Origin of the sequence: Kribbella kalugense, from assembly GCF_004365875.1 — a bacterium.
Taxonomy (GTDB): Bacteria; Actinomycetota; Actinomycetes; order Propionibacteriales; family Kribbellaceae; genus Kribbella; species Kribbella kalugense.
The window spans coordinates 2,216,990-2,240,777 of sequence record NZ_SODF01000001.1; the positions used below are offsets into that span (position 1 = coordinate 2,216,990).

Here is a 23,788-nt window from a genome sequence, read left to right on the forward strand (position 1 = left end):
CTCATCGAGTGGTCATGAGTCGATGACCCGCCTTCATGTCGGTCACGACGGTCCGGTCAGACCGCCGTGGACGGCCGGTTGGCCGCCTTTTGTTCTACATCTTCCCTATCACGCTGCGCGACGTACTCCTGCAGCCCGGTCACGTCGAGCGGCCCCTGGACCCGGAAGGCCCGTGGGAACGCCTTGCGCCGGACGGCGAGGTCGAAGCACTCGGTCGCCGGGTGCAAATGCGCCCCGCGGCCAGGTGCCCGACGATCGGGATCCGGAAGGACAAGTCCCTCGAAAACCGTCATCCGCAGCAGGTCAGCCGGACTGGACCGCTTCCGACACCCGATACAGGTACGCTCCCGCGGCTTGCCGGGGCGCGCGTCTGTAGCAACTTTCACGTGTTCCTCAGGGTGTGGCTGCGACTCAGTCGACGGACCGAGAGATCAGTCTACCTTCTCGCTCTCACGAGTCACATCGGTATCCGGGCGGATGTCGATCCGCCAGCCGGTGAGCCGGGCGGCCAGGCGGGCGTTCTGCCCCTCCTTGCCGATCGCCAGCGAGAGCTGATAGTCGGGTACGACGACGCGCGCCGAGCGGGCCGCGGCATCGATCACCTCAACCGAACTAACCTGCGCCGGGGACAGCGCATTCCCGACGAAAGTGGCCGGATCGTCGCTGTGGTCGATGATGTCGATCTTCTCGCCGTGCAGCTCGTGCATGATGTTGCGGACCCGCTGGCCCATCGGCCCGATGCAGGCGCCCTTCCCGTTCACCGACGGGTTCAGGGTCCGGACGGCGATCTTGGTCCGGTGCCCGGCCTCGCGGGCGATCGCGGTGATCTCGACGGTGCCGTCGGCGATCTCCGGGACCTCCAGCGCGAACAGCTTCTTCACCAGGCCGGGGTGGGTCCGGCTGACGGTGATCTGCGGGCCCTTGAAGCCCTTGCGGACACCGACGACGTACACCCGCAGGCGGGAGCCGTGGTCGTACTTCTCCCCCGGCACCTGCTCGGGCGCGGGCAGCACGGCCTCGATCTTGCCGAGGTCGACCATCACCGACCGCGGGTCGCGGCCCTGCTGGACCACGCCGGAGACGATGTCGCCCTCCTTGCCGGAGAACTCGCCGTACCGGACCTCGTCCTCGGCGTCGCGCAGCCGCTGCAGGATGATCTGCTTGGCCGTGGTCGCGGCGATCCGGCCGAAGTCGGCCGGGGTGTCGTCGTACTCGCGGGCCGGCGTACCGTCCTCGGCCAGCTCGCTGGCGTAGACGGTCACGTGCCCGGTCTTGCGGTCCAGCTCGACGCGGGCGTGCTGCTGGGCCCCCTCGGTCCGGTGGTACGCGACCAGAAGGGCCGCCTCGATCGCCTCGGCGACGACCTCGATCGCGATGTCCTTCTCGCGTTCAAGTGACCGCAGGACGGCCATGTCGATGTCCATGTCAGTTCTCCTCCACCGTGCCGTCGGCAGGTGTTTCTTCAGTGTCGTTGCCGGCAGCCCGGTTGAATTCGATCTGGACCTTGGCCTTCTCCACGTCGGCGTACGCGACGGTCTCCCACTTGCCGTCGACGTCCAGCTCGGCCGCCTCGTCGGAGGCGGACTTGATCCGGCCGGTCACCTTCCCGCCGGCGATCAGCGTGACAGCGACCAGCCGGCTGATGTTGCGGCGCCAGTGCCGGGGCAAGGTGAGTGGCCGGTCGACGCCGGGGCTGGAGACCTCCAGCGTGTAGGCGCCGTCGCCCATGATGTCGTCGGCGTCGAGCGCCTTGGAGATGGCCCGGGTGACGTCGGCGACGTCGTCGAGGCTGATCCCGCCGTCGCGGTCGACCAGGACGCGCAGCAAGCGGCGGCGACCGGCCGGCGTGACATCCGCGGCCTCCAGGTCGCAGCCGAACTGCCCGACGATCGGCCGCAGGAAGTTCTCGAGGCTCGTGGTGTCCGTGTGGCCCGCGTGGTTCGGCTTTCGGCTCACAGGTTGACCTGCCTCTCTCCAGTTGTGCACCCGTTGCACCCCCGGCGGTCCAGCCGAGGGCAGTAGCCCACCCTATCCGGCCGGGCCTGCTGTCCAGGTCACCGGCACGTCCCAGCACGTCATCGGCCCGTCTCCGGCCGGGGTTCGACGGGTCACCGGGTATCGTTCCGCCGTGCCTGAACGCCGCCCGACCCGACGTGCCATGCTCGTGACCGCCGCCCTCGTTCCCGGCGCGGCCGCGCTGGCCGGCTGCAAGGACGACGCAGCGGCAGGCGCTGGTACGCCGGGAGCCGTGAACGGCACGCCGTCGTCAGGATCGCCGGGACCAACGGCGGAGACGCCGACCGTGGACCCGGCCATCGTTGCGGCGCTCAGCGCAGCAGCGACCCAGGTAACTCAATTGTCGCAGCTCTACGCAACTGTCAGCCGCAAGTTCCCCGCGCTGCGGGCCAAGCTGGCCGCCGGAGCGAAGTACCACGCCAGTCACCTTGTGAAGCTCAAGGAGACCCAGGGCGTGGCCGCGGCCACCACCAAGGCGCCGGCGGCACCCGCCACCTCCGTAGCCGCCCTGGCCGCGATCGCCAAGCAGGAGGCTGTCGCAGCCGCCACCCACGCGGCGGCCGCAGCCAAGCTCTCCGGCGCCTCCGCCCGCACCCTGGCGATGATCGCCGCCGCCGAAACCCAGCTGAGTTCCTCGCTCACCCCGCCGAAGAAGAAGGATGCTTCGTGAACCAGGTCGAAGCTCTCCAAGCCGCCCTCGCCGGCGAACACGCCGCCGTTTACGGCGTGGGTGTGGCCGGCGGGAAGCTCAGCGGCGCCCGGTTCCGGGACGCGACCGAAGCCTTCGATCGGCATCGCGCCAACCGCGACCACCTGACGGCGCTGCTCGTCGCCGCCAACCAGACTCCGGTCGTGGCCGAACCGGCGTACGACCTGCCCCAAGCGGTCACGAACGCCGCCACTGCGACGGCGCTGGTCCTGGTGATCGAGCGGCGGATCGCTGCGGTGTACGGCGACCTGGTCGAGGCTGCTGAGCAGCCGGCGGTCCGGACGTTCGCGATCGAGGGTCTGCTGACTTCCGCGAGCAGCCAGCTCACCTGGGGCGGCGCGCCGGTCGCCTTCCCGGGCCTCGTCTGATGGCCAAACGCTGCCCGTGCGGTCTGGGCGCGACGTACGACGACTGTTGCGGCAGCCTGCACCAAGGACGTGCATCGGCCAGCACCGCCGAGCAGCTGATGCGGTCGCGCTACACCGCCTTCGTGGTCGGCGACACGGCGTACCTGCTCCGCACCTGGCACTCCACGACCCGCCCACCGCAACTCCGGCTGAGCGACAACATCCGCTGGACAGGCCTCGAGATCCTCGGCAGCACCGGCGGCAGCGCGTTCCACACCGAGGGCACGGTTGAGTTCCGCGCGAACTACGCGGGCGGGTCCCAGCACGAGAACAGCCGCTTCACCCGCGAGAACGGCGAATGGATGTACGTCGCGCCGTCAGAGTGAGCGAACTGAGTCGCAACTCAGGCGCCGAGGACGTGCTGGATGCCTGCTACCGCGGCGCCGCGGGCCCAGTCGGTGAAGGTCAGCGGGGTGGCGACGACCTCAAGGGCGCAGCGCTGCGTCTCCAACGGTCCTGGCCGGAGTCGATCGTCGATCGCCGCTTGCAGAGCGGGCGAGTCGGTGAAGGCGGCGATGTCCTCGCCGGCCAGCACGATGCAGGTCGTCTGGAGCGCCCCGGCGAACGACGCCACGACGTGTCCGAGTGCCCGGGCGGCGTCGTCGAGCCGACGAGCGGCGGCCGGGTCGCCGCCGGACCGGGCCCGGACCAGGTCGGTCAGGGTGACCGGGTGCTTGGCGGCCGCCGAGGCGTGGCGCTCGAGATCCTCCCGGTTGAGGTAGGCCGCCACGCACCCCCGGTGGCCGAGGGTGCAGGTAGGCCCGCTGCCGTCGACAGGCGAGTGCGCCAGCAGATGACCGTTGTCGATCAGTTCCTCGACGGCGACGCCCTCCCTGACCACGCCCACACCGAGGCCCGCGCCGACGGTGACGATGCCGAAGGTCGAGTGGGTGCGGCCGGCACCGAACCAGAGTTGCTCGCGAGCCAGCGCCGTGACGTCGTTGGTGACAATGACCGGCAGACCACTCCGGTCCTGCAGCGGTGTGCCGAGATCGACGTCCCGCCAGCCGAGGAACGTCCCCTCGCGTACGACCGAACGATCCGCGATCACCCCACCGACAGCCACCCCGATGCCGTCAACGCTCGGCACCTTCGGCGCGAGCCGGTTCGCCAGCTGGGCGATCAGCTTCACGGTGCCCGCGACCGGCACGACGCCGTCCTCCTCGGGCCGGGGCAGGGCCGCCCTCGTGGTCGCTTTGACGTCGCCGAACAGGTCGCAGACGACGCCGTACGCGGTGTCGCCGGTGAGCTTGACGCCGACGACGTGCCGGGCACTGGGCACCGCGGTCAGGACGTGCCGGGGGCGGCCGATCGCTGCTGCCGACTCGGGGTCCTCGGTCGCGATGCCGCCACCGATGAGAGCCCGGGCCAACCGGGACATCGACGCGTAGGAGAGGTTGAGCCGGTCGCCCAGGTCGCCGCGGGTCGCCGGCCCGTGGATCAGCAACTGGCGCGTGACAGCCAGCTGTCCCGCGGTCAGCCCTCGCTCACCGGCTGACCGTTCAGAAGCGCCCGTCACTGCCATCCGCCCAGCTTACAAAGCGGCCCTGTGACCCTTGTCACAGTCGCCAGCATGGCTTATTTTCAATCTGACTGTAAATAGCCCCGGACCCCGGCGACCAGTCCCCGGGCGAAGGAGAGCTAATGGTCACCACGACCTCGATCCGGTCGGCGAAGTCCGGCCGCGCCAGGAACGGCCCGCGCGACGACACCCGTCTGGCGCTGCTGTTCATCCTTCCCGCACTGATCGGCTTCGGCGTCTTCCTGGTCTGGCCGACCTTGCGCGGGATCTACCTGAGCTTCACCAAGTTCAACCTGCTCACGCCGCCGCAGTTCAACGGCCTGGACAACTACGTCCGGATGGTCCAGGACCCGGTGTTCTGGAACGCGTTGAAGGTGACGCTCTACTACGTGATCCTGAACATCGGCCTCCAGACGGTACTGGCGCTGGTGATCGCGGTGATGATGCAGCGGCTGACGCAGCGGACCTGGCTGCGCGGCATCGTGCTGACGCCGTTCCTGGTCTCGAACGTGGTGGCCGCGATGGTCTTCCTCTGGATCCTCGACTACCAGCTCGGCATCGGCAACACGATCCTGGCCGCCGTCGGCGTCGACCGGATCCCGTTCCTGTCGTCCAGCTCGTGGGTCATCCCAACGATCGCGTTCATCAACGTCTGGCGGCATGTCGGCTACACCGCGCTGCTGATCTTCGCCGGGTTGCAGACGATCCCGGAGACCGTCTACGAGGCCGGCCGGATCGACGGTGCGAGCGAGGTCCGGATGTTCCGCAGCATCACGGTGCCGCTGCTGCGGCCGATCCTCTCGCTGGTGCTGATCATCACCGTGGTCGGTTCCTTCCAGGTCTTCGACACGGTGGCGATCGCGACCCGCGGCGGACCCGTCGACTCGTCCCGGGTACTGCAGTTCTACATCTACGACGTCGCGTTCGGCCGCTTCCAGTTCGGCTACGCGTCGGCCATGTCGGTGGCGCTGCTCGCCGTCCTGGTGGTCGTCACATTCCTCCAGTACCGGCTCACCCGGGCCGAGACCTCAGATCTGGCGTGAGGGCAGCATGGCTACCGACACCACCCCGACGGTCGCGACCGTCGGCCCCGTCGCCGTACGACGCGACACACCCCCAGCAGAGCCGCGCCGGCTGAACTTCGGCCGCGCGCTCGCCTGGAGCTTCATGATCCTCGTGATCCTGGTCAGTCTGTTCCCCTTCTACTGGATGCTGCGCACCGCCCTGTCCAGCAACAACGCCCTGTACGCCGGATCCGGCAGCCTGCTCCCGGTGCAGACCTCGGCCGGCGGATTCGAACGGGTCTTCGGCCTGCAGACCGGTCAGGAGGCGATCGACGCCGGTGGCGCCGGGCAGGCGATCAACTTCTGGCGCTACCTGTTCAACTCCGTCGTCGTCTCGACGCTCATCACCGCCGGGCAGGTGTTCTTCTCCGCGATGGCGGCGTACGCGTTCGCCCGGCTGCAGTGGAAGCACCGCGAGAAGGTCTTCGCGTTCTTCCTGGCCGGCCTGATGATCCCCGCGATCTTCACCCTGCTGCCGAACTTCGTGCTGATCAAGCAACTCGGTCTGGTCGACACCCTGCTCGGGATCGCGCTGCCGACGATGTTCATGACGCCGTTCGCGGTGTTCTTCCTGCGCCAGTTCTTCCTGGGTATCTCCCGCGAGGTGGAAGAGGCCGCACTGATGGACGGCGCCTCCAAGGTGCGGGTGTTCTTCCGCCTGATCATCCCGATGTCGCTCGCGCCGATCACGACGCTGGCGATCCTGACCTACATCGCCTCCTGGAACGAGTATTTCTGGGCGCTGATGGTCAGCTACACCGATAAGTCGCGCGTCCTCACCGTCGCGCTCGGCGTCTTCAAGTCCCAGACGCCGCAGACCGGCCCCGACTGGTCCGGCCTGATGGCCGCGACCCTCGTCGCCGCCCTACCGATGCTGGTGCTGTTCATGCTGTTCGCGAAACGCATCGTCAACTCCATCGGCTTCAGCGGGATCAAGTGAGGAGCCCGGCATGATCACCTTCCGGCAACGGATCCGCACCGCGGCGGTCGCCTTGGTCACCGTGACGGCCTTGGCGGCCTGTGGCGGTACGACCGGCAGCAGCGCGAACGGCACCATCGAGTACTGGCTGTGGGACTCGGCCCAGCAGCCGGGCTACCAGAAGTGCGCCGACGCGTTCGCCAAGGCCAACCCCGGTCTGAAGATCCACATCTCGCAGTACGGCTGGGACGCGTACTGGTCAAAGCTCACCGCCGGCTTCATCGCCGACACCGCACCCGACGTCTTCACCGACCACCTGTCGAAGTTCGCCCAGTACGTCGATCTGAAGGTCCTCCGTCCCCTCGACGACCTCGGCCCGACCAGCGACATCAAGGACGGCGATTATCAGCAAGGCCTGGCGGAGTTGTGGAAGGGCCAGGACGGCAAGCGGTACGGCGCCCCGAAGGACTGGGACACGATTGCCATCTTCTACGACGCTGCCGCGCTCAAGGCGGGCGGCGTGGATCCCGCCGAGTTGCAGAACCTCACCTGGAATCCCCAGGACGGCGGCACGTTCGAGAAGCTCGTCGCACATCTGACCATCGACGAGAAGGGGGTCCGGGGCGACCAGCCGGGCTTCGACAAGACGCACGTCAAGACGCACGGCCTCGCCTCCGAGGGATCCGGTGGCGGTGGCTGGGGTCAGACGCAGTGGTCGGCGTTCGCCGGCAGCGCGGGCTGGCAGGCCACCGACAAGAACCCCTGGGGCACGAAGTTCAACCTGGACCAGCCGGCTCTCCAGGACACCCTGAGCTGGTACTTCGGTCTCGTACAGAAGGGCTACATGCCCAGCTACGAAGAGATCGGCGGCGCCAGTGCGATCGGCACGGACAAGCAGATCCAGTCCGGTACGGCGGCTCTCGGCCTCAGTGGGTCGTGGATGATCTCCAGCTTCACCAAGCTCACCGACTCCGCCGGCAAGAAGCTGGACATCGGGCTGGCGCCGACCCCGATCGGGCCGAGCGGCAAGCGTGCGTCGATGTTCAACGGCCTGGCCGACTCGGTCACCACACTGTCGAAGCAGCCCGAGAACGCCGCCAAGTGGGTCGCGTTCCTGTCCGGGGCGGAGTGCCAGAACATCATCGGCCAGTCCGGCGTCGTCTTCCCGGCCCGGCCGGCCGGCACGCAGCTGGCGATCGCCTTCAACAAGTCCGAACGCAAGCTCGATGTCACCCCGTTCACCCGGCAGGTCGTGGACAAGACGACGTTCCTGTTCCCGGTGACGACGAACGCGGCCGACATCGCGGCGCTGATGGCACCACGTTTCGACGCCGTCTACATCGGCAGCTCGCCGATCAGCTCGCTGACGAAGCTCAACACCCAGCTCGACGACCTGTTCAAAGTCGCCCAGTAGGTAGGAAGGCAGGTATTCAGAGGGAGCGGACCCAGTTCTCCAGGAGGGTGGCGCCGGCGTCGCCGGACTTTTCTGGGTGGAACTGGGTCGCGCTCAGCGGACCGTTCTCCACGGCCGCGACGAACTTGTCACCGCCGTACGTCGTCCATGTGACCAGCGGGGCGACCGATTCGCGGGTGTCGTTGAGCTGCCAACTGCGGACGCCGTACGAGTGGACGAAGTAGAACCGTTCCTTCTCGATGCCGTCGAACAGCGCGGTGCCCGACGGGACGTCGACCGTGTTCCAGCCCATGTGCGGTACGGGCTCGGCGGACTCGGGCTGGAGCCGCTCGACCGAGCCGGGCCACTGGTCGCAGCCCTCGGTCTCGACGCCGTGCTCGATGCCGCGGGCGAACAGGATCTGCATGCCGACACAGATGCCGAGCACCGGGCGGCTGCCTGTCAGCCGGCGGTCGACGATCACGTCGCCCCGGACCGCCTTGAGCCCGGTCATGCAGGCCTCGTAAGCGCCGACGCCGGGGACCAGCAGGCCGTCCGCGTTCAGCGCTTCCTCGTAGTCGGAGGTGACCGTGACGTCCGCGCCGACGCGCTGCAGCGCCCGCTCCCCCGACCGGATGTTCCCCGAGCCGTAGTCGAGCAGGACGACCTTCTTGCTCACAGAGCGCCCTTGGTGGAGGGGATGCCCGGCTGCCGCGGGTCGAGCTCGGCGGCGGCCCGCAGCGCTCGGGCGAACGCCTTGAACTGCGCCTCGACGATGTGGTGCGGGTCGCGGCCGGACAGCACCCGGATGTGCACGCAGATCGCAGCGTTGAACGCGAGCGTCTCGAACACGTGCTGGGTCAGCGAGCCGGCGTAGTCGCCGCCGATGATCGCGTAGACCTGCCCCTCCGGCTCGCCGGTGTGCACGCAGTACGGCCGGCCGGACAAGTCGACCGTGCAGTGCACGAGCGCCTCGTCCAGCGGGACGGTCGCGTCGCCGAAGCGCCGGATGCCGCGCTTGTCGCCCAGCGCTTCCTTCAAAGCCTGGCCGATGCCGATCGCGGTGTCCTCGACCGTGTGGTGCGCGTCGATCTCGAGATCGCCGACCGTGTTCACGTGCAGGTCGAGCAGCGCGTGCTTGGCGAGCGCGTTGAGCATGTGGTCGTAGAACCCAACACCCGTTGAGATCTCGGCCCGACCGGTGCCATCCAGGTCGAGCTCGACCAGCACCTTGGACTCGCTCGTCTCCCGATCGATCCGGGCAGTGCGCGTCATGACAACCTTCCCGTGTCTGTCTTGAGAATGCGCTCCAGTGAAGCGCGGAACGCGGCCATCTCCTCGCCGGTGCCGATCGAGACCCGCAGCCAGCCGTCCGGACCGGTCTCCCGGATCAGTACGCCGTCGTCCAGCAGCGACTGCCAGACCGCGTGCCGATCGGCGAACGTGCCGAACAGGACGAAGTTCGCGTCCGAATCCACCGCACGCAGCCCGAGCGACCGCAGCCAGTCGACCGTCTCGTCCCGCTCGACCCGCAGCTGCTCGACCCGGCCGAGCAGCTCGTCCGAGTGCCGCAGCGCGGCCCGCGCGACCGCCTGCGTCACCGCGGACAGGTGGTACGGCAGCCGGACGATCCGCAGCGCGTCCACGAACTGCTTGCTGGCGGCAAGATAACCGACCCGGCCGCCCGCCATCGCGAACGCCTTCGACATCGTCCGCGCGACAGCGAGATTCGGGTACGTCGGGAGCAGCGAGACCGCACTCGGCGTCCCGGTCCGGCGGAACTCGGCGTACGCCTCGTCGACCACCAGCACCGAACCCAACGCGGCGGTGCGGGCCGCGATCGCCTCGACCACCTCGATCGGCAGCGCCGTACCGGTCGGGTTGTTGGGCGAGGCAAGCAACACGACCGACGGGTGGTGCCGGGAGATCGCGGCCAGGGCCTTGCTCGGGTCGAGGGTGAAGTCCTCGGCACGACGACCGGTGACCCAGCCGGTGTTCGTGTCCCGTGCGTACTCCGGGTACATCGAGTAGGTCGGGGCGAACGACAGCGCCGTACGCCCGGGGCCGCCAAAGGCCTGCAGGATGTGCAGCATGACCTCGTTGGACCCGTTCGCCGCCCAGATCTGCTCGGGGGCGAGCTGCGCGCCGGACTCCCGGGCCAGGTACGCCGCGAGATCTGCGCGGAGGTCGAGGAACTCGCGATCCGGGTAGCGGTTCATCCCGCGGGCCGCGACGGCCACGGCGGCCGCGATGTCCGCGACCGTCTCCTCGCTCGCCGGGTACGGGTTCTCGTTCACGTTGAGCAGGACGGGTACGTCGAGCTGCGGGGCGCCGTACGGCTCGAAGCTCTTCAGCTCCTCGCGGATCGGCAGCCCGTCGAAGCGGCCCATCAGTTCGCTCCTGGGAATCGGACGGACACCGCGGCACCGTGAGCCGGCAGGTCCTCGGCGTGGGCCAGCGCGACCACGTGACCGGCGACCTCGTGCAAGGCGTCGCGGGAGTAGTTGATGACGTGCATGGCCTTGAGGAAGCTACGCACCGAAAGGCCCGACGAGTGACAGGCGCAACCGGCGGTCGGCAGGACGTGGTTGGAGCCGGCGCAGTAGTCGCCCAGCGATACCGGCGACCAGCCGCCGACGAAGATCGCGCCGGCGTTGTTGATCAGCCCCGCGCGCTCCTCGGCGTCGGCAGTCTGGATCTCCAGGTGCTCGGCGGCGTACGCGTCCGCTACCGCGGTGCCTTGGTCGAGGTCGTCAACCAGTACGACGGCCGACTGCTGACCACTCAACGCTTCGGTGACGCGATCCTGGTGCCACGTGGTCGCAACCTGGAGCGCGAGCTCGGCCTCGACCGCCGCCGCAAGGGTCTCGCTCGGTGTCACCAATACGCTGGCAGCCATCGGGTCGTGCTCGGCCTGGCTGATCAGGTCGGCGGCGACGTGGATCGGGTCGGCCGTGTCGTCGGCGAGGATCGCGATCTCGGTCGGGCCGGCCTCGGAGTCGATCCCGACCTCACCGATCAGGAACCGCTTGGCGGCGACCACGTAGATGTTGCCCGGTCCGGTGATCAGGTTGACCTTCTTGCAGCCGTCGAAGCCGTACGCGAACCCGGCGATCGCCTGCGCGCCGCCCATCGCGTACACCTCTTCGATGCCGAGCAACGCGCACACCGCGAGCACCGTCGGGTGCGGCAGACCGCCGAACTCCTTCTGTGGCGGCGATGCAACAGCAAGCGACGGTACGCCGGCCACCTGAGCCGGAACGACGTTCATCACCACCGACGACGCCAGCGGCGCACGACCGCCCGGGACATACAGCCCGACGCGCTGGACCGGGACGAACCGCTGAGTCACCCGTCCGCCCGGTGCGGGCTCGGAGGCGATGTCGGCGGTGAGCTCGTCCTGGCTGACCTCCCGGACCCGGCGGATCGACTCCTCGAAGGCGCTACGCACCACCGGGTCGAGCTCCTCGAGCGCGGTCTTCAGCGCCTCGGCCGGGACCCGGATGTCCTCGACGCGGACATGGTCGAACTTCTCGCCGTACCCCCGGATCGCCTCGAGGCCGCGATGGCGGACGTCCAGGCAGATGGGTCGGACGACGTCGAGAGCCTTCTCGACGTCGAACACGGCTCGGGGGACGAGGGCGTTCACTTCGGCTTGGAGGTCGGTAACCTCTCCGGCCGCCACTCGGCCCCGCAGGTCGACGCGGCGAATCATGCCGCCAGTCTAGTGGTGACGACCCGTCAACCTCGCGCCGTATCCACAAGCCGGGCCGTTACCAGGTGTGATGCCCTAGGCTCGACCATATGGACTCCCGCCTGCCGCTGCTCACTGTCGACACGGTGATCTTCCCCGGGCTGGTGCTGGCGATTCCGGTGACCGACGTACAGGGCCGTGCGGTGATCCGCGACCTGGTCGAGAACGGCGGCGAACTGGTCTGCGGGGCGCTCGCGGTCCGGGACGGGTACGAGCTCGGTGAGCGGGTGTTCCGGTCGCTGTACGGGACCGGCTGCGCGGCGACGATCTCCGAGATCACGCTGGACCCGGACGACGACGGGCCGGTCGAGGTCACGCTGACCGGCAACCGGCGGTTCAAGGTGGCGGAGCTGGACGGCACCGGTGACTACCTGGTCGCGGACGTCGAGTGGCTGGACGACGACCTCGGCGACGACCCGTTGACCACGGCGCTGGTCGCGGTCAAGCGGTTCCGGAAGTACGCCGAAGCCGTGAGCGAGATCAGCCGCCCCGGCCTGCACCTGGGCGAGCTCCCCGACGACCCCGGCACGCTGTCGTACCTGATGTCGGCCGCGATGAAACTGATGACCCCGGAACGCCAGAAGCTCCTCGAGGCCCCGGACGCCACCGACCGCCTGACTCAGCTCGTCGGCCTGATCGACAGCGAACTCGCCGCCATCGCCGCCCTCCCGTCCCTCCCCGCCATCGACCTCATCACCTGGTCGGCCCTCTCCCCCAACTGACGGTTCGACCTCCGTCCAAGTGACGCCCGAGGACCGGTCGCGTCCCTAGACTGCGATCGGGCGGGGCTAGGGAGGAGTCAGGGGATGGACGAGAAGTATGTGCTGATCACGGGTGGGACCAACGGGATCGGGTTGGCGGCGGTACGGCGATTGGCGCGGGAGGGGGCTCGGATCGGGCTGGTGGCCCGGGACCGGGAGAAGGCTGAGCGGGTCGCGGGCGAGCTGGGTGGGGCGGATGTTTTCGAGGCGGATCTGACCTCGCAGGCGTCGATCCGGGAGATGGTGCGCGACGTCAGAGGGCGGGCGCCGGCGATCGACGTGCTGGTGAACAACGCCGGCGCGATGTACGGCAGCCACCAGGTGTCGGTGGACGGCATCGAGCTGACGTGGGCTCTGAACGTGGTCGCGCCGTACCTGATCACCACCCTGCTCGCCGGCCACTTCTCGCCCTGGGCCCGGGTGATCGGGACGGCATCGGACGAGCACGAGAAGGCGAAGCGGATCGACTTCGACGACCTGAGTGGTGAGCGGTACTTCTCGACCTCCGCCAAGCTGACGGGCGGATCGCTACGGCGGTACGGCGAGACCAAGCTCGCGCTGATCCTGCTGAGCGGGGAGCTGGGCCGGCGGGTGCCGATGATCCGCACATACACCTTCGAGCCGGGGCTGGTCTCGACCGGGTTCAACACGAACAACGGCCGGCTGATGAAGCTGATGATGGCGATGACCAAGCCGTTCGCCCGTACGCCGGAACAGGGTGCGGAGACCCTGGTCTGGCTCGCCACGTCACCGGACGTGGCGGATGAGTCCGGCCTGTACTACTCGCGTGAGCGGCGTACCGACCCGTCGGCGGCCGCGCAGGACACGGACGCGGCCGCGCGGTTGTGGGAGACGTTGCAGCAGCAGACGACGCTACCGAAATGAATCCCAGCGCGGTATGGTCGTGGTATGAGCAAACAGATCACGGTCAGGCTGCCGGACGACCTGGTCGCCTTCATGGACGAGCTCGTCGCCACCGACAAGGCGACGAGCCGGGCGTCCGTGGTCGCCCGGGCGATGGAGCGTGAGCGTCGCCGCGAACTGGCCGCCCGCGACCTGGCCATCCTGAGCGAGCACGGCGGGTACGACGACCTGGACGGCCTCGCCACCGCGGCCTCGGGCACCGTCCTCAGCGATCTCGACTGATGCGTCCGATCCACATCGCCCGGCTCGACAAGCCGCGGCCGGTCGTGGTCCTCACTCGCGAGCTCATCCGCCCACGCCTCACCAACGTCACAGTCGCCCCGATCACCAGCACGATCCGCGGCCTGTCCACCGAGGTCCTGGTCGGCCCGGACAACGGCCTCGATCACCCGAGCGCCATCTCCTGCGACAACATCCAGACCATCCCCAAGTCGCAACTCGGCCGCCTGATCGGCCACCTCCACCCCGACCAGGAACCCCTCCTGGCCGAGGCGATCAACCTGGCGTTCGACCTCGAGCTCTAGCCCAGCTTGCTGACGTCGCGGACGGCACCCTTGTCCGCGCTGGTTGCCATTGCGGCGTACGCACGGAGCGCTTGGGAGACCTTGCGCTCGCGAGCGCGGGGAGCGTAGACGCCGTTGAGCGCGACGCGACGGGTGGCCAGTTCGTCGTCGGAGACGAGCAGCTCGATGGAGCGGCCGGGGATGTCGATCTTGATCTGGTCGCCGTCCTGGACCAGGGCGATGGTGCCGCCGGATGCTGCCTCGGGTGATGCGTGGCCGATCGAGAGTCCCGACGTACCGCCGGAGAAGCGGCCGTCCGTCACCAGCGCGCAGACCTTGCCCAGGCCGCGGCCCTTCAGGAACGAGGTCGGGTAGAGCATCTCCTGCATCCCGGGGCCGCCCTTCGGACCCTCGTACCGGATCACCACGACGTCGCCGGGCTGCACCTGCTTGGCCAGGATCTTCTCGACGGCCTCCTCCTGCGACTCACACACGACCGCAGGTCCCTGGAACGTCCAGATCGACTCGTCCACGCCGGCCGTCTTGACGACACAGCCGTCGACGGCCAGATTCCCCTTCAGTACGGCGAGACCGCCGTCCTTGGAGTAGGCGTGTTCGAAGTCGCGGATGCACCCGCCGGCCGCGTCGGTGTCGAGGGTCTCCCACCGCTCGGACTGCGAGAACGCGGTCGCCGACCGCTTGCAGCCCGGCGCCGCGTGCCACAGCTCGACGGCCTCGGGCGACGGCGAGCCGCCGCGCACGTCCCAGTTCTTCAGCCAGTCGTCGATCGAGTCGCTGTGCACGGTGTTGATGTTCTCGTTCAGCAGGCCGGCGCGGTGCAGCTCACCGAGGATGGCCGGGATGCCGCCGGCGCGGTGCACGTCCTCCATGTAGTACGTGCCTTGTGGTGCCACGTTCGGCGCGACCTTCGCCAAGCAAGGCACCCGGCGGGAGACCGCGTTGATGTCGTCCAGATCGAAGCCGACCTCGGCCTCCTGCGCGGCGGCCAGCAGGTGCAGGATCGTGTTCGTCGATCCGCCCATCGCGATGTCCAGCGCCATCGCGTTCCCGAAGGCTTCCTTGGTCGCGATGTTCCGCGGCAGCACGGTCGCGTCGTCGTTGTCGTAGTACCGCTTGGTGATCTGTACGACGGTCTCGCCGGCCTTCTCGTACAGCGCGCGGCGGGCGGTGTGGGTCGCGAGGACGGAACCGTTGCCCGGCAGCGAGAGGCCGATCGCCTCGGTCAGGCAGTTCATCGAGTTCGCGGTGAACATGCCCGAACACGACCCGCAGGTCGGACAGGCGTTCTCCTCGATCCGCAGGATGTCGGCGTCGGAGACGTTCTCGTTGACGGCCTCGGACATCGCGTCGATCAGGTCGAGCTTGCGAACCGTTCCGTCGACCAGCGTGGCCCGGCCGGCCTCCATCGGACCGCCGGACACGAAGACGGTCGGGATGTTCAGCCGGAGTGCGGCGTTGAGCATGCCGGGGGTGATCTTGTCGCAGTTCGAGATGCAGACCAGCGCGTCCGCGCAGTGCGCCTCGACCATGTACTCGACCGAGTCGGCGATCAGGTCCCGCGACGGCAGGCTGTAGAGCATGCCGCCGTGGCCCATCGCGATCCCGTCGTCGACGGCGATCGTGTTGAACTCACGCGCGATCCCACCGGCCGCATGGATCGCCTCGGAGACGATCCGACCGACCGGCGCGAGGTGCGTGTGACCCGGCACGAACTCGGTGAAGCTGTTCGCCACCGCGATGATCGGCTTGCCGAAGTCCTCACGGGCTACCCCGGAGGCCTGCATGAGCGCGCGGGCGCCCGCCATGTTGCGGCCGTGGGTGACAGTACGGGACCTCAGAGCAGGCACGACGACATCTCCTCGCAGTAGAACGACGCTACCGATGTTGCCACGCCCGTCCGGATGGCGGTACGCGGGTCCCGAATCGTGGAGTGGTGATTCTGTCGGTGGTCGGATCTAGCCTGACTTCATGGCAGGGATGGAGCACCACACACGACCGGTGCAGCCTGCCCTGCGCCCGTACGTCGGCGACCTCGTCGGGTACGCGTACGACGGCGATCCCCCACAGCTGCACCGCGGCCTGCCCTCGCGCTTCCTGACTCTTGTCATCACGCTGGACGATCCGCTGGGCGTTGCCTGGCCTGGTCGACCGGTGGAGAAGTACGACGCCCTCGTCGGCGGACTGCACTCGACCGCGGTGCACATCGGCCAGACACCCAGTCGTGCCGGCGTGCAGCTCTCACTCACTCCCCCGGCCGCGCGGGCGTTGCTCGGCCTGCCGCCGGGCGAGCTCGCCAAGACGGTGATCGGCCTCGACGAGGTGCTCGGCCGCCCGGCCCGCGAGCTGACCGATCGGCTGCGCGAGGAGTCGAGCTGGCAGCGGCGGTTCGACCTCCTCGAGGTCGCGCTACTCCAGCAGCTCGGCGCGCGAGAGACAGCCACGGTCCGTCCGGAGGTCGGCTGGGTCTGGCAGCGGCTCTGCGCGTCGGGCGGTGCGATCGGCGTACAGGAGCTGGCGACCGAGGTCGGCTGGAGCCGGCGGCATCTGACCGACCGATTCACCGCCGAGTTCGGCCTGGCGCCGAAGGTCGCGGCTCGAGTACTGCGGTTCGAACGCGTCACCGGACAGCTACGGCGACAGCCACGCACCCGGCTGGCCGATCTGTCAGCCAGCGTCGGGTACGCCGACCAGGCCCACCTGACTCGCGAGTTCCGCACCATCGCCGGCTGCTCACCCCGCCAGTGGATGACCGAGGAACTCCCAAACCTTCAAGACTTCCCGGCCGCCGGTGACCGACAGTCGGAGGTATGAACACAACAACGAACGTGATCGGCGTCTGGCCAGGGCTGCACTACCGGGACGGGCAGGCCGCGCTGAAGTTCCTCACCGAAGGCCTCGGCTTCACTGTCATCGCGTCGTACGCCGGGGTGACCGACGGGTCGATCGCCCATGCTGAGCTGGCCTGGCCGACCGGTGGCGGGATCATGATGGGATCCGCCGATGCCAAGGCAGAGCCGGACGAATTCACCGCACTCGCCGAACGGACTCAGTCGGTCTATCTCGTCCACGACGACCCGGACAGCCTGATCGGCCGTGCGATCGGCGCGGGCGCGGTCGTCGTCCGCGGTCTGGAGGACACGGACTACGGATCGCGTGGGTTCACGGTGCGCGATCCCGAGGGCAATCTGTGGAGCGTCGGCACGTATGCCGGTGAAATCTCCAAGTAATCCACAGGCTGCGGCGATCGAGTCGGCATCCGTCGGTCGATCTCATTAGACTCGCCGGGGTGAGCGAGACAACCGGACTGCCCGATTCCGAAGCCCTGCAGATCCTGCGGCGGGTCTTCGGGTACGACGCCTTTCGCGGGGAGCAGGCCGAGATCATCGACACCGTGGTCGCCGGCGGCGACGCGTTGGTGCTGATGCCGACCGGCGGCGGCAAGTCGCTCTGCTACCAGATCCCGGCCCTGGTCCGATCCGGCGTCGGCGTAGTGATCTCGCCACTGATCGCTTTGATGCAGGACCAGGTCGACGCGCTGACGGCTCTCGGCGTACGGGCGGGATTCCTCAACTCCACGCAGGACTACGAGCAGCGGCGCGAGGTCGAGCAGGCATTCCTGGCCGGCGAGCTGGACCTGTTGTACCTCGCGCCCGAGCGGCTCCGGGTCGAGGCGACCGTGCGGCTGCTCGACCAGGGCAAGATCGCGCTGTTCGCGATCGACGAGGCGCACTGTGTGTCCCAGTGGGGGCACGACTTCCGGCCGGACTACCTGATGCTGTCCGAGCTGCATGAGCGGTGGCCCGACGTACCGCGGATCGCCTTGACCGCGACGGCGACCGACGCGACCCACCAGGAGATCGCGACCCGGCTGAACCTGTCCGAGGCGAAGCACTTCGTCGCGAGCTTCGACCGGCCGAATATCCAGTACCGGATCGTTCCGAAGGACAACCCGCAGCGGCAACTGCTCGACCTGCTCGGCACCGAGCACAAGGGTGACGCGGGCATCGTCTACTGCCTCTCCCGCAACAGCGTCGAGAAGGCCGCCGCCTTCCTGACCCAGAACGGGATCGAGGCCGTGCCCTACCACGCCGGCCTGGACAGCCGGACCCGCGCGGCCAACCAGGCCCGGTTCCTGCGCGAGGACGGGCTGGTCGTGGTCGCGACGATCGCGTTCGGGATGGGGATCGACAAGCCGGACGTCCGGTTCGTCGCGCATCTCGATCTGCCGAAGTCGGTCGAGGGCTACTACCAGGAGACCGGCCGCGCCGGGCGGGACGGACTGCCGTCGACGGCCTGGCTCGCGTACGGCCTGCAAGACGTCGTGCAGCAGCGGAAGATGATCGACACGTCCGAGGGTGACCTCGCGCATCGGCGCCGGCTCGGCTCACACCTGGACGCGATGCTCGCGCTGTGCGAGACCGTCGAGTGCCGGCGGTCGCAACTGCTCGCGTACTTCGGTCAGCACGGCGAGGCTTGTGGGAACTGCGACACGTGTCTGACGCCGCCCGAGTCGTGGGACGGGACGATCGCGGCGCAGAAGCTGTTGTCGACGGTCTATCGGCTGCAGCACGAGCGTGGGCAGAAGTTCGGCGCCGGGCAGCTGGTCGACATCCTGCTCGGCAAGGAGACCGAGAAGGTCAAGCAGTTCCGGCACGAGCAGCTGTCGGTGTTCGGGATCGGCAGCGAGTTGAAGGACACCGAGTGGCGCGGGGTGGTCCGGCAGCTGCTGGCGCTGCGGCTGCTGGCGGTCGAGGGCGACTACGGCACGCTGGTGCTGACCGAGGAGAGCACTGAGGTGCTCGGGCGGCGCCGCGAGGTGATGATGCGGCGCGAGCCGGAGCGGACTCGGTCGAGGTCTTCCTCGAGTGCGAAGAAGAAGGCGGTGGCTGATCTCGCGCCCGAGGCGGCGCCGGTGTTCGAGCGGTTGCGCGCGTGGCGGGGGGCGGCGGCGAAGGAGCAGGGCGTCCCGGCGTATGTCATCTTCCACGACGCGACGCTCCGGCAGATCGCCACCGATCTGCCGTCCTCGCTGGCCGAGTTGGGCAAGATCAGCGGCGTCGGCGACAACAAACTGGCCAAGTACGGCGAGGGAGTACTGGAAGCCCTGTCGAATTCGGACTGAGCTCTTCGACGCGAAGGCAGGAGCACGGATCGGCCGCGCCCTCCAGAGGGAGAACGAACATGGGTTCATCGGTGCTGTTGATGTCGATGTCCGCCGACGGCTACGTCGCCGGCCCGAACGACCGGCCGGGCAACCCGGGCGGCGACGACTTCATGCGGTTGCACGAGTGGTACCTCGACGCCGACGGCGAGGTGGGCCGGCCGGCGGGCGAGGCCGGCGTGATCTACGACGAGTTGATGGCGACCGGTGCCGTGGTGGTCGGTCGTCGTACGGCGGAACAGGTCGACTACTACGGTGGCGCCCATCACGGCGTACCCCTGTTCGTCCTCAGCAACGATCCGGCGGCGACCTCGAAGTACGAGTCGGTCACCTTCGTGAGCGACATCGAGACCGCAATGGCCCAGGCAAAGGCTGCGGCCGGCGACAAGGACGTGCTGGTTCACGGCGCGATCACGGCCCAGACCGCACTGGCGGCCGGGGTGCTCGACGAGTTGCAGATCGACCAGGTGCCGGTGTTGTTCGGCAGCGGGATGCGGTTGTTCGACGTACTGCCGGAGCGCATCGAGCTCGAGATCGTCCGGGTGATCGACACACCGCAGGCGACCCACATCCGCTACCGGGTACGCCGCTGATCAACCCAGCAACGGTTGCAGGGCCTTGGTCAGTTCGGCCATCACACCGTCGACGTTCTTGTTGCCGTCGGCAAGGATGAGGGAAACCGAGACCTTCTTCTCCGGGACCACGACCAGCACGCAGGTGTGATCGGACGACTCCCCACGATGGCCGTACGCCGTACCGATACCGAACCGCTCGGAGAACAGCATCGTGCCCAGCCCGTACTCGCCGTCGCCCGTGGTCATCTGATCGACCAGCTCGGCCGGCAGCACCCGGTCGCCGTACAACTCGTAGCCCCAGCGCGCGATCGTCGGCGCATCGGCGGCCATCCCGCCGTTCGCCGCGGACAGGCTGGCGATCGCACGGCACGGCAGGTAGCCGTCGGGCTTGCCACAGGCTGCGTTGACGTCCTGAGCGGCCGGCGGTTGGGGCTTCTCCGCATCCTGGAAGGCGGCGTGCTGCAGACCGGCCGGTGCAGCCAGGTCCCGCCGGAGCACGGTGGCGAGCGGCTGACCGGTCACCTTCTCGATCATCATGCCGAGCAGCACGTAGCTGGGATTGCTGTAGCTGTAGGGACTGCTCGCTGCCCCGACAGGCATGCTGTCGTAGGACAGCGCGTCCTCGGGCGTCCAGTGCCTGCTGGGCGCAGCCTCGATGACCTTGTCCATCCGGAGGTAGTCCTCGGGTCGATAGTCCTGCACTCCCGAAGTCATCGAGAGATGCTGCCGAACGGTCGCGTTGTTGGCGGTCAGCTTGTGCTTCACGTACGTCGAGAGCGGCGCGTCGAGGTCGATCTTCTTCGCCTTCGCGAGCAGCATCACCTCCGACGCGACGAACGTCTTCGTGATGCTCGCAACGCCCATACTCGTGGTCGGCACCAACGCCGTCCCGAGCGCATCCTTTCCCGCCGCCCCGGACCAGGCCCACTTGTCGGTGATGACCGCCGCGGTCGCGCCCCGCGCCCCTGCCGGCGAGTCCGGGAACGCGACGATCTTCGCGAGCACGTCCTGCAAGACCTTGGCCTTCGCCGGGTCCAGGGCCTCTGTCGCCGGGTTGGGAAAGCCCACCGCGGCCGGGGTTGTGCTCGTCGATCCCCCACCAGAGCAGCCCACCAACGCCAACAGCAGCATTGCCGCCCCAGCTTTTCTCATCCCTCGATCATGGCACCGCGCGGGCCAACCGGACCTGCCCGATCAGGCAGTCCATCGAACGGAAGGCGCCAGGGCAGCGAAGTCTTGGATCAGGCCTGAACGGCGGGACGACATCCAGGCGAGGCAGACGCTGTTCTGGGCGAGATTGCTGACCGGGACCGTGACCACGTCGGGACGTTGGTAGAACGTGGCGACCGACAACGGGATGATCGAGATCCCACGGCCGGTGGCAACGTGTTCCAGCTTCTCCTCGACGCTGCGCATGACCGGCACCGGTTTCGCGGTCCGGGTGCGGAGCTCGAGGGCGATATCGCGCCACTCCGGTACGGCGTCCGGGTCCTGCAGCAGGTGCTCGTCGGCCAAGTCGGTGATGTCGATGACCGGTTTGCCGGCCAGCCGATGATCGGCGGGCAACGTCGCGACCCGCGGCTCCTCGAACAGCGGGCGGACGGTCAGCCCGGCCTGATCGATCGGCAACCGGACGACACTCACATCGACCCGGCCGTCGTGCAGTACGGCGACCTGGTCGAACCAGGTGGTCCGGATCAGCTCGACCTCGAGGTCGGGATGCGTCGCCCCGAAGGACCGGACCGCCTCGGTGACGGTCAGCCCCGGCATGAACCCGATGGTGAACGTCTTCGATCCCCTGGTCGCCTGAGCAACCCGTCTGCGCGTCGCGTCCGCGGCTGCGAGCAGCGGGCGAGCGTCGTCGAGCAGCTGCCGACCGGCCGGAGTCAGCTCGGTGGCGCGCTTGGTACGGACGAACAGCTGAGCCCGCAGCTCGTCCTCGAGGGCCCTGATCTGCCGCGACAGCACCGGCTGCGCGATGTGCAGTCGCTCCGCCGCCCGGCCGAAGTGCAGTTCCTCGGCGACGGCCACGAAGTACCGGAGCTTGCGGAGATCGAGGTCCATAATACCTTCAGGGTATTACAGCGGCCCGAACAGGTCTTGGACGGCGGCCGCCCGGCGACCGCATCGTGGAAGGGAATCCCCACCACGAAAGGCAGTCCCCATGACTCTGCAGGATCAGCGCGTCGTCCTCCTCGGCGGTACGTCGGGGATCGGCCTCGCCACCGCTCAGCTCGCCGCCGCCCAGGGCGCGACCGTGATCGTTGCCTCCAGCAACCCTGAGTCGGTGAAGCGAGCGCTGGACGCACTGCCCGCGACCGCGTCCGGCGAGGCGGTCGACCTCACCGACGCCGCGGCGGTCAAGGCGTTCTTCGACGGCCTCGACCCGTTCGACCACCTCGTCTACACCGCGGGTGAGTCGCTCGCCCTGATCGAGGTCGCGTCGATGGACCTGGCCCGCGCTCGCAAGGCGTTCGAGCTCCGCTACTTCGGCGCACTCGGTGCGGTCAGCGCCGCGGCGGCCAAGATCCGGCCAGGCGGTTCCGTCGTACTCACCACCGGTGCCGCCGGCGACCGACCGAGCCCAGGCTGGTCAGTGGCGGCCAGCATCTGCGGCGCGGTCGACTCCCTCGTCCGCGCACTAGCCGTCGAACTCGCCCCGCTGCGCGTCAACGCGGTCAAGCCCGGCGTGGTCCGCTCGCCGCTGTGGTCGAACATGCCCGTCGAGGACCAGGAGACGTTGTACGACGAGACATCGCGGCTGCTCCCCGTCGGCCGGGTCGGTGAGGTCACGGACATCGCCGCGGCGTACGTCTACCTGATGAACCAGGGCTACGCGACGGGCACGATCGTGACCGTCGACGGCGGCCATGTCCTGGTGTGAGGCAGAGTGGGTCTCGTGACACGCATTCTGATCACCGGTTCCGCGGACGGGCTCGGGCAGATGGTTGCCCGAGAGCTGGTTACGCAAGGACATGAGGTCGTGCTGCATGCTCGCAACCAGGAGCGTGCCGACGATGCTCTTCGTGCCGTACCCGAAGCGACTGCTGTGCTCGTCGGCGATCTCGCGAGCATCGACGAGACGCGGGACGTGGCTCGGCAGGCTAACGAGTCGGGGCGGTTCGACGTGGTCGTCCACAACGCGGCCGTCGGATATCAGGAGCCGCGGATCGAGACCGTGGACGGGTTGGAGCACGTGTTCGCGATCAACGCGCTGGCGCCGTACCTGCTGACCGCGTTGATCGACCGGCCGGAGCGGCTGATCTATCTCAGCTCGGGCATGCACGAGGGCGGTGACGTCGTACTCGACGATCTGCAGTGGGTACGGCGGCGGTGGCGCGGAGCGCAGGCGTACTCGGACTCCAAGCTCCACGACGTGATCCTGGCGTTCGCCGTCGCCCGGCTCTGGCCGGACGTGCTGTCGAACGCGGTGGATCCGGGCTGGGTTGCGACGAAGATGGGCGGTCGAGGCGCGCCGGGCGATCTCAGTCGGGCGCATCTGACGCAGGTCTGGCTGGCAATCGCGCCGAGTACGCCGAGCGGTGGGTACTACTACCACCGGCAGCTGCACCGGACGAATCCGGCGGCGTCGGATCGCGAGACGCAGGACGCCTTCCTCGACGCCTGCGCCTCGCTCACCGGAGTACAACTTCCGAGCTGATCAGCCCTCGGAGATGTAGAGCCGATTTCCGTCTTGGTCGCGGAGGCTGAACATCGGCGGGATGCCCGGCCACTCGAGCAGCTCGTCGGTGTCGACACCGACGTCGAGGAAATGCTGATGCGCCGCCTTGGCGTCCGGGCTGCCCATCCGGATCCCGGTGTCGACACCGGCCGGGTTGCCGTCGCTCGCCGGTACGAGCGCAACGCTTCCGGACGCGCCCGCCGAGCCGGCCGGGGCGACGACGATCCACCGGCCGCCGAACTGCGGCAGCGGAGCGTCCATCAGCAGCTCGAACCCCAGCGTCTCGGTGTAGAACGTCACCGCGCGGTCCTGGTCGGTCACCGGTACGCCGACGGTCCGGATCTCGCTGATGTGATTCATCGTGGTTCTCCTTGGTT

Annotated in this window: 28 protein-coding genes; 16 read left to right on the top strand and 12 right to left on the bottom strand. The window is 68.5% G+C overall.

Translation table 11 applies throughout. The annotated features are described in order from the left end of the window. Nucleotides 1–56: 56 nt before the first annotated feature. Genes EV650_RS10430 through rimP form a run of 3 tightly spaced genes read right to left on the bottom strand, consistent with a single transcriptional unit; the run spans nt 57 to nt 1,956 of the window. The gene (locus EV650_RS10430) at nt 57–386 is read right to left on the bottom strand and encodes a YlxR family protein (protein WP_134117704.1); all 330 of its coding nucleotides are present in this window, start codon (nt 384–386) and stop codon (nt 57–59) included. A gap of 45 nt (nt 387–431) precedes the next feature. Further along, the gene (gene nusA / locus EV650_RS10435; RefSeq protein WP_134117706.1) at nt 432–1,424 is read right to left on the bottom strand and encodes a transcription termination factor NusA; all 993 of its coding nucleotides are present in this window, start codon (nt 1,422–1,424) and stop codon (nt 432–434) included. A 1-nt stretch (nt 1,425) separates the two neighbouring features. After that, nucleotides 1,426–1,956, bottom strand: coding sequence for a ribosome maturation factor RimP (rimP, locus tag EV650_RS10440; protein ID WP_134117708.1), 531 nt, complete (start codon nt 1,954–1,956; stop codon nt 1,426–1,428). 172 nt (nt 1,957–2,128) lie between these two features. On the opposite strand from rimP, the gene EV650_RS10445 reads away from it, so the two are divergent. The 3 genes from EV650_RS10445 to EV650_RS10455 are packed head-to-tail and all read left to right on the top strand — an operon-like array spanning nt 2,129 to nt 3,458. Further along, nucleotides 2,129–2,686, top strand: a complete 558-nt coding sequence (locus EV650_RS10445; RefSeq protein ID WP_238174130.1) for a cell division protein FtsK — start codon at nt 2,129–2,131, stop codon at nt 2,684–2,686. Further along, nucleotides 2,683–3,093, top strand: a complete 411-nt coding sequence (locus EV650_RS10450) for a ferritin-like domain-containing protein (RefSeq protein WP_134117710.1) — start codon at nt 2,683–2,685, stop codon at nt 3,091–3,093. The genes EV650_RS10445 and EV650_RS10450 overlap by 4 nt, the downstream gene beginning before the upstream one ends. After that, the gene (locus tag EV650_RS10455) at nt 3,093–3,458 is read left to right on the top strand and encodes a YchJ family protein (RefSeq protein ID WP_134117712.1); all 366 of its coding nucleotides are present in this window, start codon (nt 3,093–3,095) and stop codon (nt 3,456–3,458) included. The genes EV650_RS10450 and EV650_RS10455 overlap by 1 nt, the downstream gene beginning before the upstream one ends. 17 nt (nt 3,459–3,475) lie before the next feature. Here the strand turns inward: EV650_RS10455 and EV650_RS10460 are convergent, their stop codons facing one another. Further along, the gene (locus EV650_RS10460) at nt 3,476–4,657 is read right to left on the bottom strand and encodes an ROK family transcriptional regulator (protein ID WP_134117714.1); all 1,182 of its coding nucleotides are present in this window, start codon (nt 4,655–4,657) and stop codon (nt 3,476–3,478) included. Between the two features lie 119 nt (nt 4,658–4,776). Between EV650_RS10460 and EV650_RS10465 the strand changes: the two genes are divergently transcribed. Genes EV650_RS10465 through EV650_RS10475 form a run of 3 tightly spaced genes read left to right on the top strand, consistent with a single transcriptional unit; the run spans nt 4,777 to nt 8,051 of the window. After that, nucleotides 4,777–5,697, top strand: a complete 921-nt coding sequence (locus tag EV650_RS10465; protein WP_134117716.1) for a carbohydrate ABC transporter permease — start codon at nt 4,777–4,779, stop codon at nt 5,695–5,697. 7 nt (nt 5,698–5,704) lie between these two features. Next, entirely contained in the window at nt 5,705–6,658 is a 954-nt protein-coding gene (locus EV650_RS10470; RefSeq protein WP_134117719.1) for a carbohydrate ABC transporter permease, read from the top strand. Between the two features lie 10 nt (nt 6,659–6,668). Then, a complete protein-coding gene (locus EV650_RS10475; RefSeq protein WP_202874450.1) occupies nt 6,669–8,051 on the top strand; it encodes an ABC transporter substrate-binding protein in 1,383 nt (460 codons plus the stop codon). 16 nt (nt 8,052–8,067) lie between these two features. Here EV650_RS10475 and hisH read toward each other — a convergent pair whose 3' ends face one another. From hisH to hisD, 4 genes are read right to left on the bottom strand one after another with little or no spacing between them, the layout of a single operon-like run. Further along, nucleotides 8,068–8,709, bottom strand: coding sequence for an imidazole glycerol phosphate synthase subunit HisH (gene hisH / locus EV650_RS10480; RefSeq protein WP_134117721.1), 642 nt, complete (start codon nt 8,707–8,709; stop codon nt 8,068–8,070). Next, a complete protein-coding gene (gene hisB / locus EV650_RS10485) occupies nt 8,706–9,305 on the bottom strand; it encodes an imidazoleglycerol-phosphate dehydratase HisB (protein ID WP_134117723.1) in 600 nt (199 codons plus the stop codon). The genes hisH and hisB overlap by 4 nt, the downstream gene beginning before the upstream one ends. Continuing rightward, nucleotides 9,302–10,420, bottom strand: a complete 1,119-nt coding sequence (locus EV650_RS10490; RefSeq protein ID WP_134117725.1) for a histidinol-phosphate transaminase — start codon at nt 10,418–10,420, stop codon at nt 9,302–9,304. The genes hisB and EV650_RS10490 overlap by 4 nt, the downstream gene beginning before the upstream one ends. Further along, nucleotides 10,420–11,745 carry a histidinol dehydrogenase gene (hisD, locus tag EV650_RS10495; RefSeq protein WP_134117727.1) on the bottom strand — a complete coding sequence of 442 codons (1,326 nt, stop codon included), beginning with the start codon at nt 11,743–11,745 and terminating at the stop codon, nt 10,420–10,422. The genes EV650_RS10490 and hisD overlap by 1 nt, the downstream gene beginning before the upstream one ends. Nucleotides 11,746–11,834: 89 nt before the next feature. Here hisD and EV650_RS10500 point away from each other — a divergent pair, with 89 nt between their 5' ends. The 4 genes from EV650_RS10500 (at nt 11,835) to EV650_RS10515 (ending at nt 13,993) form a co-directional block, all read left to right on the top strand. Next, complete coding sequence (locus EV650_RS10500) at nt 11,835–12,506, top strand: LON peptidase substrate-binding domain-containing protein (RefSeq protein ID WP_134117729.1); 672 nt, start codon at nt 11,835–11,837, stop codon at nt 12,504–12,506. A gap of 84 nt (nt 12,507–12,590) precedes the next feature. Then, nucleotides 12,591–13,430 carry an SDR family NAD(P)-dependent oxidoreductase gene (locus EV650_RS10505; RefSeq protein WP_134117731.1) on the top strand — a complete coding sequence of 280 codons (840 nt, stop codon included), beginning with the start codon at nt 12,591–12,593 and terminating at the stop codon, nt 13,428–13,430. Between the two features lie 24 nt (nt 13,431–13,454). Continuing rightward, nucleotides 13,455–13,691 carry a ribbon-helix-helix domain-containing protein gene (locus EV650_RS10510; protein ID WP_134117733.1) on the top strand — a complete coding sequence of 79 codons (237 nt, stop codon included), beginning with the start codon at nt 13,455–13,457 and terminating at the stop codon, nt 13,689–13,691. Further along, nucleotides 13,691–13,993: a type II toxin-antitoxin system PemK/MazF family toxin gene (locus tag EV650_RS10515; protein ID WP_134117735.1), complete on the top strand. Its 303-nt coding sequence runs from the start codon at nt 13,691–13,693 to the stop codon at nt 13,991–13,993. The genes EV650_RS10510 and EV650_RS10515 overlap by 1 nt, the downstream gene beginning before the upstream one ends. Here EV650_RS10515 and ilvD read toward each other — a convergent pair. Next, a complete protein-coding gene (ilvD, locus tag EV650_RS10520; protein ID WP_134117737.1) occupies nt 13,990–15,840 on the bottom strand; it encodes a dihydroxy-acid dehydratase in 1,851 nt (616 codons plus the stop codon). The genes EV650_RS10515 and ilvD overlap by 4 nt on opposite strands. Nucleotides 15,841–15,961: 121 nt before the next feature. Between ilvD and EV650_RS10525 the strand changes: the two genes are divergently transcribed. From EV650_RS10525 to EV650_RS10540, 4 genes are read left to right on the top strand one after another with little or no spacing between them, the layout of a single operon-like run. Further along, entirely contained in the window at nt 15,962–16,804 is an 843-nt protein-coding gene (locus EV650_RS10525) for an AraC family transcriptional regulator (protein ID WP_134117739.1), read from the top strand. Next, nucleotides 16,801–17,220: a VOC family protein gene (locus EV650_RS10530; RefSeq protein ID WP_134117741.1), complete on the top strand. Its 420-nt coding sequence runs from the start codon at nt 16,801–16,803 to the stop codon at nt 17,218–17,220. The genes EV650_RS10525 and EV650_RS10530 overlap by 4 nt, the downstream gene beginning before the upstream one ends. Before the next feature lie 59 nt (nt 17,221–17,279). Beyond that, entirely contained in the window at nt 17,280–19,115 is a 1,836-nt protein-coding gene (recQ, locus tag EV650_RS10535) for a DNA helicase RecQ (protein WP_134117743.1), read from the top strand. A 59-nt stretch (nt 19,116–19,174) separates the two neighbouring features. Continuing rightward, nucleotides 19,175–19,747, top strand: coding sequence for a dihydrofolate reductase family protein (locus EV650_RS10540; protein ID WP_134117745.1), 573 nt, complete (start codon nt 19,175–19,177; stop codon nt 19,745–19,747). On the opposite strand, the gene EV650_RS10545 is transcribed toward EV650_RS10540, so the two are convergent. Together EV650_RS10545 and EV650_RS10550 are read right to left on the bottom strand one after the other, a co-directional pair. After that, the gene (locus tag EV650_RS10545; RefSeq protein ID WP_134117747.1) at nt 19,748–20,881 is read right to left on the bottom strand and encodes a serine hydrolase domain-containing protein; all 1,134 of its coding nucleotides are present in this window, start codon (nt 20,879–20,881) and stop codon (nt 19,748–19,750) included. Between the two features lie 42 nt (nt 20,882–20,923). Next, nucleotides 20,924–21,793: a LysR family transcriptional regulator gene (locus EV650_RS10550; protein WP_134117749.1), complete on the bottom strand. Its 870-nt coding sequence runs from the start codon at nt 21,791–21,793 to the stop codon at nt 20,924–20,926. A gap of 100 nt (nt 21,794–21,893) precedes the next feature. Between EV650_RS10550 and EV650_RS10555 the strand changes: the two genes are divergently transcribed. Together EV650_RS10555 and EV650_RS10560 are read left to right on the top strand one after the other, a co-directional pair. After that, nucleotides 21,894–22,613, top strand: a complete 720-nt coding sequence (locus EV650_RS10555; protein WP_134117751.1) for an SDR family oxidoreductase — start codon at nt 21,894–21,896, stop codon at nt 22,611–22,613. Between the two features lie 15 nt (nt 22,614–22,628). After that, entirely contained in the window at nt 22,629–23,390 is a 762-nt protein-coding gene (locus EV650_RS10560) for an SDR family NAD(P)-dependent oxidoreductase (protein ID WP_134117753.1), read from the top strand. Here the strand turns inward: EV650_RS10560 and EV650_RS10565 are convergent, their stop codons facing one another. Next, complete coding sequence (locus tag EV650_RS10565; protein WP_134117755.1) at nt 23,391–23,771, bottom strand: VOC family protein; 381 nt, start codon at nt 23,769–23,771, stop codon at nt 23,391–23,393. Between the last annotated feature and the right edge of the window lie 17 nt (nt 23,772–23,788).

Bases quoted from the DNA above. Each gene is read 5' to 3' on its own strand.
- nusA (WP_134117706.1), bottom strand. From the start codon at position 1,424: ATGGACATCGACATGGCCGTCCTGCGGTCACTTGAACGCGAGAAGGAC.
- EV650_RS10455 (WP_134117712.1), top strand. From the start codon at position 3,093: ATGGCCAAACGCTGCCCGTGCGGTCTGGGCGCGACGTACGACGACTGT.
- EV650_RS10460 (WP_134117714.1), bottom strand. From the start codon at position 4,657: ATGGCAGTGACGGGCGCTTCTGAACGGTCAGCCGGTGAGCGAGGGCTG.
- EV650_RS10465 (WP_134117716.1), top strand. From the start codon at position 4,777: ATGGTCACCACGACCTCGATCCGGTCGGCGAAGTCCGGCCGCGCCAGG.
- EV650_RS10470 (WP_134117719.1), top strand. From the start codon at position 5,705: ATGGCTACCGACACCACCCCGACGGTCGCGACCGTCGGCCCCGTCGCC.
- EV650_RS10475 (WP_202874450.1), top strand. From the start codon at position 6,669: ATGATCACCTTCCGGCAACGGATCCGCACCGCGGCGGTCGCCTTGGTC.
- hisB (WP_134117723.1), bottom strand. From the start codon at position 9,305: ATGACGCGCACTGCCCGGATCGATCGGGAGACGAGCGAGTCCAAGGTG.
- EV650_RS10490 (WP_134117725.1), bottom strand. From the start codon at position 10,420: ATGGGCCGCTTCGACGGGCTGCCGATCCGCGAGGAGCTGAAGAGCTTC.
- hisD (WP_134117727.1), bottom strand. From the start codon at position 11,745: ATGATTCGCCGCGTCGACCTGCGGGGCCGAGTGGCGGCCGGAGAGGTT.
- EV650_RS10500 (WP_134117729.1), top strand. From the start codon at position 11,835: ATGGACTCCCGCCTGCCGCTGCTCACTGTCGACACGGTGATCTTCCCC.
- EV650_RS10505 (WP_134117731.1), top strand. From the start codon at position 12,591: ATGGACGAGAAGTATGTGCTGATCACGGGTGGGACCAACGGGATCGGG.
- EV650_RS10510 (WP_134117733.1), top strand. From the start codon at position 13,455: ATGAGCAAACAGATCACGGTCAGGCTGCCGGACGACCTGGTCGCCTTC.
- EV650_RS10515 (WP_134117735.1), top strand. From the start codon at position 13,691: ATGCGTCCGATCCACATCGCCCGGCTCGACAAGCCGCGGCCGGTCGTG.
- EV650_RS10525 (WP_134117739.1), top strand. From the start codon at position 15,962: ATGGCAGGGATGGAGCACCACACACGACCGGTGCAGCCTGCCCTGCGC.
- EV650_RS10530 (WP_134117741.1), top strand. From the start codon at position 16,801: ATGAACACAACAACGAACGTGATCGGCGTCTGGCCAGGGCTGCACTAC.
- EV650_RS10540 (WP_134117745.1), top strand. From the start codon at position 19,175: ATGGGTTCATCGGTGCTGTTGATGTCGATGTCCGCCGACGGCTACGTC.
- EV650_RS10545 (WP_134117747.1), bottom strand. From the start codon at position 20,881: ATGAGAAAAGCTGGGGCGGCAATGCTGCTGTTGGCGTTGGTGGGCTGC.
- EV650_RS10550 (WP_134117749.1), bottom strand. From the start codon at position 21,793: ATGGACCTCGATCTCCGCAAGCTCCGGTACTTCGTGGCCGTCGCCGAG.
- EV650_RS10555 (WP_134117751.1), top strand. From the start codon at position 21,894: ATGACTCTGCAGGATCAGCGCGTCGTCCTCCTCGGCGGTACGTCGGGG.
- EV650_RS10565 (WP_134117755.1), bottom strand. From the start codon at position 23,771: ATGAATCACATCAGCGAGATCCGGACCGTCGGCGTACCGGTGACCGAC.